The following is a 6326-nucleotide window of genomic DNA, read 5'->3' on the forward strand; positions in this document are numbered from 1 at the left end:
GGATGCCGTGCGAGAACAGCGCCCGCAAGCGCAGTAAGACGATGGCGTTCCGCTGCACGCCCGAGGAGCATAAGCTCATATGCGAGATGGCCGCCTGGAGCGGCATGAACAGGCAGGATTACATCATCGCCAAGCTCACCGATACCCAGGTCGAGGTGAGACCCTCTGTGAGCGTGCAGAAGGCGCTGAAGGACTCGATGGCGGAGTTGGCCAAGGAAGTACGGCTGGCGGCCTCCTACAGCGAGCTGAGCGAGTCTCTGCAGCAGAGAGTCGAGCACGTGATGAGGTTCTTCCTGGCGCTCGGCGAGCCTATTGACTCGCGAGTGGACGACGCGTCTCAGGAAGAATCGTTCCCGGCGATGGCGACTGAGGTCGAAACTAACGACAACGCCGACAATGCAAGTATCTTTGGAATGGGTCGCGGCTAACGCTCATCTAAGCGCCGACCAGGAACTGCGATTCTTTAGGGTGTTGCCCGCAAAGCAAATAGTTAATCTTCCGCGAAAGGAAGCTAAACGGTCCGTTCCTCGACATAGAGGATCTCGTTTTGCGCCTCCAGGATTCGCGCGGCGTCGCCGATGCGCTCGGCGCACCTCTCGCTTATCGACCTCAGGGCCAGGACCCCCTCGACGTCGAGCAGGTCCAGCTGGTCGGCGTGCGCCAGGGACTCGAGCAGCTGGTCCAGGCCCCTCGCCAGCCTTCCTGCATCCGCCACCGCGTCAAGCAGCTCACGACGCTCGTCCTTCTCGTTGATATCCATCATTGGCTGCCCTCCTTCTTCCGACGGACGTGTTGCGCAGCACCGTAGCCGTTCCGCATGGAGAACCATCTCGCCACCGCGATCCCGTGCGCATATTGGCCGCAAGCGGCGCGGGGAATGCCGTCCCGATGCGGACCACGGCACCGCGACTCGGGAACGCGCCGTCGTTCCCGCCGCGGCGTCGTCTCCAATCCCACGGGAGCCCAGCAACCGCCGACAGATCGCATCCCATGCCTGGAAGCCTCGGCGCCCATGCCTGATTCCATGCCGCACGCCTGCGCCCTTCCGATCCGAAACCCGCCCCGGCGTTCCTTGGACGCGCAGGGTCGCACGCCGGCAGGCGGCCCGCAAGGGCCGCGACACTTTTTCGGGTTCTTCGCTCCATGCGCTGCGCGCGCGAACAACGCGAAAAACTGCCGTCGGAATACTTCTATTTCCACGCCCGACTTCGCTTCCTCCCTTGCCGGCACGCCCGCGCCGCATGCGACTCACGCGACGCAAGGCACGCCACAGGGGCGGGCCTCCGAGTCTAAGGAGCAAGACATGAACGACATGAAGGAAAAGGCGATGGGCGCGGTCAGGACCTTCCTCGAGCGTAAGGGCTACGAGATCGTCGATGAGGCCTGGCAGGGGCCCGAGGGCATCGGCGGAATCGACCTCGTGGCGGTGGACGAGGACGGGACCCTGGTCTTCGTCGACGCCACGGTCCGGATCGGAACGGACGGCTTCCCCGAGGCCCACAGGGCGCGCGGGCTGCGCGAGGCGCTGGCGGCGACGTGGCTCGCCGGCAACGGCGACGACTACGCCGACACGCCGGTCCGCTTCGACGAGGTGGCGATGATGGTCGTCAAGGAAAACCGAGCGCTCCTGCGCCACCACATCAACTGCTTCGGCGAGATGGAGCCGCTCTCCTAGGCGGCGCGCCCGGCCCCGGGCTCCCGGGGCCGGGTTTCCCCGAATCCGCCCCTTGTACCACGAAAGCGTACATATCCGTACGTTTTTGTGGTACACTCCGCTTGTCGGACAAATCCGTACGGTTTTGTCCCGACGCTCCGAGACTCGGGGCGCGCCGGACCGGATGCGCCGAGGCGCGCCCCACGCTAGAGAGGACGCGACCCATGCGCACGATAGCCATTTCCAACTACAAGGGCGGCGTCGGCAAGACGACGACCGCCGTGAACCTGGCGGCGATCTTCGCCGCCCGGGGCCTTCGGACCCTGCTTGTCGACCTCGACCCGCAGGCGTCTGCCACAGACTTCTTCGGCCTCTACGACCGGGCCGTCTCCGAGCGGCGCACGTCGGTCGAGCTGCTCTACGGCGGCGCGCCCGTGGAGGAGGTCGCCTACGCTGCCGGGGAGAACCTCGACGTGGTGGCCTCGACCATCGACCTCGTCGACCAGAACGAGATGCTCCTGCGCGAGCAGCGACTCAAGTTCGCCCTCGACGACGCCTCGGGCTCCTACGACGTCTGCCTCATCGACTGCAGTCCCGTGATGCGCAGGCTCGCCTTCAACGCCTACCTCGCCGCGGCGGAGGGCGGCATGGTCGTCATCCCCGTGAAGCTCGACTCCACCGTGATGCGCGGCACGGCGCTCACCGTCGAGGCGACGCGCTCCATCGCCGACGCTCTGCGCATGCCCACGCCCCGCTGGAAGATACTGCGCACCTGCGTGCCCGGCCGCATGACCAACGCCGAGGCCACGGGCGCGGCCGTGCTCGACGGGTTCTTCCCGGACGAGCAGTTCGAGACGGTCATCCACGCGAGCAGCAAGGTCTGCGAGGGCAGCTGGCAGTGGAAGCCGGTGGCCGCCTTCGAGCCGGGGAGCCGCCCCGCGCGCGACTACAAGGCGCTCGCAGACGAGGTGTGCCGTGAACTCGCCTAGGCAGGTGGCCGCGGGCTTCACCATCACGGGGCTTCTCGACGGCGCGTCGCGCACCCGCGGGCGCTACCCGGTGTCCGAGATCGCGGTGGCCGACATCGCCGACCACCCGGCGAACGCCGCGTACTCTATGGACCCTGCTGGGATAGCTGAGCTCGCCGAGTCCATACGCGAGGACGGCCTCACCGACCTGCCGCTCGTGCGAAAGGTCGGCGACGGCTCGTGGCAGATGGTCTCCGGGCATCGGCGCAAGGCCGCCTACGCGCTGCTCGCGAAGGACGACCCCGCTTACGAGAGGATGCCCTGCCGCGTGATAGAGGGCATCGACGACGAGCGGGCGGTGACGCTGCTCCACGCAGCGAACTACTTCACCCGCGCGCTCACCGTGACCGAGCGCGCCGCCGCGACCGAGGCGCTCAGGGGCGACGCCGTGCGCCTGCGCTCCGAGGACCCCTCGCTCTCCGGCATGCGCGTCGACGACGTGAAGGCCGCCATCATCGAGCGGCAGACGGGCCGCAAGGTCTCCGGCAAGACCATTGCGCGTGAGGAGAGGCTGGCCCGCCGGATTGCCGAGGACCTCTCGCCCGAGTGGGCCGCCGAGGCCGATCGCGGCAACCTCAGCGCCGAGGCGGTGCGCTCGCTCGCGGGCATGCCGAAGGAGCGCCAGGCGGAGATGCACGCCGCAATGGAGCCCTGGCGGCGCACCAAGCGGGAGCTCTCCGACTACGTGAGGAGCGAGAGCAAAACGCAGGCCGGCCCCGACGGGCGCATCTCCAAGGCAGCGAGGCTCGTCGCCGATTTCCTCGAGAGCCCGCCCGAGAGCCCGAGCGCGGCCGACCTCTCGCTGCTGCGTGAAATGGCGCTCATGACCGCGCCGTACGCGGAGGCGGGCACCGATGCCCGAAAGCGTCGCAGAAGGGCCTCAGGCCCGAAATCCAGCAAGTAGCCTATGGCGTCCGACACTTCGGTCGGGCGTCCATAGCACTTGGGGACCGGGCGGCCTCGGACCCGTCATGCCGCGGGCCGTTTAAGAGCCCGCTTTCGCGAGGCCCGGTCCCAGAGGCGGCGCCCGAGCCGGGCCGCCGCCTGCGGGGGATCCCCCGCGCCCCTAGAGAAACGCGCCCGCCGCACGGCGGGCCCGAGGAAAGGAATCCGCCATGAAAGAGGAAGCCGACGCCGCCAAAGGCAAGGAGCGTCGAGTCACGTTCCGCATGGAGGGAAGCGACTACGACGCGCTTTGCGAGCGGTGCGAGCGCGCCGGCCTCAGCAAGTCGGAGTACCTGCGCTACCTCGTTCGCATACCGCTGTCGACGGATGTCAACGCGGGAGACGAGCACCGCATACTCGTGGACCGCAGGGCCCTTTGGTCGATGTCTCGGGAGCTCACGAAGTGGGGCTACCACTACAACCAGGCAGTGCACGCGATGAACCTCATCAACTTCCACGCCCGCCACGGGCACGTCGACCGGGACCTCGTCGCGGAGAGCATCCCAACGATCGAGCACGAGCTCGCCGACGTGAACGGCGCGGCCCGCGAGATGGCGGCCGAGCTCGGGCGCATCGGCGCCGACTCGCTCGTAGAGGGCTCGCCATGCCGATCCTGAAGCCGATAAGCGGCCACGGCTCGACGGGTGGCATCCGCCGCTACCTCGAGAAGGGAGGCCGCGCCCTGGCGCGAGACCTGTTCAACCTGAGCTACGACGAGCGCGACGCCGGCGCTCTGGGAGAAGCCGCCAAGGAGGCCTGCGCCTGGGACGCCGAGATGGACGCCACGCGCGCCGCGTTCGGCACGGACGCCTCATGGAGGGGCAAGCCCGCGCGCACGTTCAAGCACTTCGTGCTCTCGCCGGACCCCGGTGACGACATCGACCTGGCCGCTCTGCGGGAGCTCGCGTGCTCGTGGGCGCTCAAGCACTTCGGCGACCACGAGATCGCCATCGTCTACCACGACGACAACGCCCGCGGCATACCGCACGCGCACATCGTCGTGAACAACGCGAACCTCCGTACCGGCTACCGCATGCAGACCCAGCACCCGGAGGACCTCAACCGAGACCTGCAGGACATGGCGCGCGAGCGCGGGCTGTCCGGGCTCTCCAACGACAGGTCGCCCGTATCGCCCTCGATGGCACGCGGGCGGGCCGGCGCGGGCGGGCCCAGGAGCCGCAGGAACGTCTACCTTGGAAGGGCCGAGAAGGAGATCATGCGCTCGGGCGGCTACTCGTGGGTCGGCGACATCCGCGCCCGCGTCGCACTCGCCAAGACCACGGCGCGCGACGAGGCGGAGTTCCTCGGCATCCTCGACGCCCTGGGCGTGCACGTCGCCGACAACTCGGCCAAGGCGCGGCGGGACGACTGGGTGTTCAGCCTTGTCGAGGAGCCGTCCAAGAGGGTTAGCGGCGAGCGTCTTGGGTTCGTCTACGGCAAGGAGATGCTCCGCCGGCGCTTCGAGCGCGAGGGCGCCTACCGTCCCACGGACGCGAGCACCGCGCGCATTCGCGAGGCCGCTGAGTGCGCCCTCGAGCTCAACGACCTCTCGGAGCTGAGCAAGCTCTCCTCGGCGCTCGAGACCTGTGCGAAGTTCGACGTCGAGTCCATCGAGGAGTTCGGGCTCAGGATGGCGACGCTGGAGCGCCGCGGCCAGGCGGGCGGCGAGGGGTACCGCCGCCTCGAGGCTGCGCGCGATTACATGGCGATGAACGGGCTCATGCCGCTCAAGACCCGCTACGGGGACAATCGCGGGCGCGGCGCTGCCGAAGGAAACTCTCGCGACGGCCGTCGCGAGGACGAGCAACAGCGAATCCTCGCCGCCGAGCGGCAGCGGGCTCAGCAGGACCAGCGCAGGGAGAGGGGCCGGAGATGATGGTGAGGATAGAGTATGAGGGCGGCAGGACGACGCTGTTCGACACGCTCTCGTTCACGGAGGGGTCGCCGTTCTCCGGCGCGAACATGCTCACGGAGTTCGAGCTCGAGATGCGCGAGGAGCCCGAGAAGGGGCTCTGGCTCACGGCGAACTGGCACCAGGTGCGCGACGACTGGCGTGCCGACGCGCCCGCGGACGGCATCCCGGCCGCGCACAGGTCCCGCGGGTGGCGCTTCATGCTGGCCTCGGAGGCGGAGCTTGGGCGCGCCCGCCGCGTCCTGCTCGACGGCGACGAGGCGTTCGCCCGGGTGCGGGGCTACCTGTGCGACGCGGCTGCAATTTGCGCTTGCTACCGCGAGCACGTGGGCCCTCCCTCAAAACCGCTGAAATCGCAGATAAGGGACCTGCAGCGCGCGCTGGGGAGGGCGGAGGTCCCGGGCGTGCCAGACGAGCTGGCGAGGCTGCTCGCGCAAGAGAAGGAAGAGGGCGCCGAGGAGGGCGCCCGCAAGGTAAAGGAAGATTGGGGTGACGTCGATGAAGAGGCTTGGTAGGTTCCTCATGGCGGCGCTAAAGGTCACGCTGGGCTTTTTCGTCTGGCTGTTCCGCGCCGTGTTCAAGTGGGTGATGTGAAACACGCTTGCGTAGCGGAATTGCCGGCAACGACTCACAAACCGAGAAGCTGTTTCTTCTTCGCGGCGTAATCCTCATTTGTGAGGCTTCGGTAGTTTGTGTGACAAGGGGCTAGCCTAGGCAGCAACGCTCTTCGCTCCCTTCACGCCCTTCTTCCTCGCCTTCACCGGGCGACCCGGGAGCTGGGGCTGGC

General features: G+C 68.0%; 8 protein-coding genes. 7 read left to right on the plus strand and 1 reads right to left on the minus strand.

Annotated features, from left to right (window positions below):
• The first annotated feature begins 2 nt into the window (after nt 1-2).
• On the plus strand, nt 3-428 hold the full coding sequence (locus ACTQ1E_RS03740) for a plasmid mobilization protein (RefSeq protein ID WP_073293290.1): 426 nt from the start codon (nt 3-5) through the stop codon (nt 426-428).
• A gap of 83 nt (nt 429-511) precedes the next feature.
• On the opposite strand, the gene ACTQ1E_RS03745 is transcribed toward ACTQ1E_RS03740, so the two are convergent.
• Nucleotides 512-763, minus strand: a complete 252-nt coding sequence (locus ACTQ1E_RS03745; RefSeq protein WP_073293292.1) for a hypothetical protein — start codon at nt 761-763, stop codon at nt 512-514.
• 540 nt (nt 764-1303) lie between these two features.
• Between ACTQ1E_RS03745 and ACTQ1E_RS03750 the strand changes: the two genes are divergently transcribed.
• The 6 genes from ACTQ1E_RS03750 to ACTQ1E_RS03775 all read left to right on the plus strand — a co-directional run bounded on the left by ACTQ1E_RS03750 (nt 1304) and on the right by ACTQ1E_RS03775 (nt 6054).
• Entirely contained in the window at nt 1304-1675 is a 372-nt protein-coding gene (locus tag ACTQ1E_RS03750; RefSeq protein ID WP_073293294.1) for a YraN family protein, read from the plus strand.
• A gap of 203 nt (nt 1676-1878) precedes the next feature.
• Nucleotides 1879-2643 (plus strand): ParA family protein, encoded by a 765-nt coding sequence (locus ACTQ1E_RS03755; protein WP_073293296.1) that lies wholly within the window; start codon nt 1879-1881, stop codon nt 2641-2643.
• Complete coding sequence (locus ACTQ1E_RS03760) at nt 2630-3586, plus strand: ParB/RepB/Spo0J family partition protein (protein ID WP_073293298.1); 957 nt, start codon at nt 2630-2632, stop codon at nt 3584-3586. Before ACTQ1E_RS03755 ends, ACTQ1E_RS03760 begins: the two co-directional genes overlap by 14 nt.
• Nucleotides 3587-3797: 211 nt before the next feature.
• Nucleotides 3798-4244: a CopG family transcriptional regulator gene (locus tag ACTQ1E_RS03765; protein ID WP_368138684.1), complete on the plus strand. Its 447-nt coding sequence runs from the start codon at nt 3798-3800 to the stop codon at nt 4242-4244.
• Nucleotides 4232-5503, plus strand: a complete 1272-nt coding sequence (locus ACTQ1E_RS03770) for a relaxase/mobilization nuclease domain-containing protein (RefSeq protein WP_441564814.1) — start codon at nt 4232-4234, stop codon at nt 5501-5503. The genes ACTQ1E_RS03765 and ACTQ1E_RS03770 overlap by 13 nt, the downstream gene beginning before the upstream one ends.
• Nucleotides 5500-6054 (plus strand): hypothetical protein, encoded by a 555-nt coding sequence (locus tag ACTQ1E_RS03775; RefSeq protein WP_368138682.1) that lies wholly within the window; start codon nt 5500-5502, stop codon nt 6052-6054. Before ACTQ1E_RS03770 ends, ACTQ1E_RS03775 begins: the two co-directional genes overlap by 4 nt.
• The last annotated feature ends 272 nt before the right edge of the window (nt 6055-6326 follow it).

This window comes from Collinsella sp. LCP21S3_C7, assembly GCF_052118485.1.
Classification (GTDB): Bacteria; Actinomycetota; Coriobacteriia; order Coriobacteriales; family Coriobacteriaceae; genus Collinsella.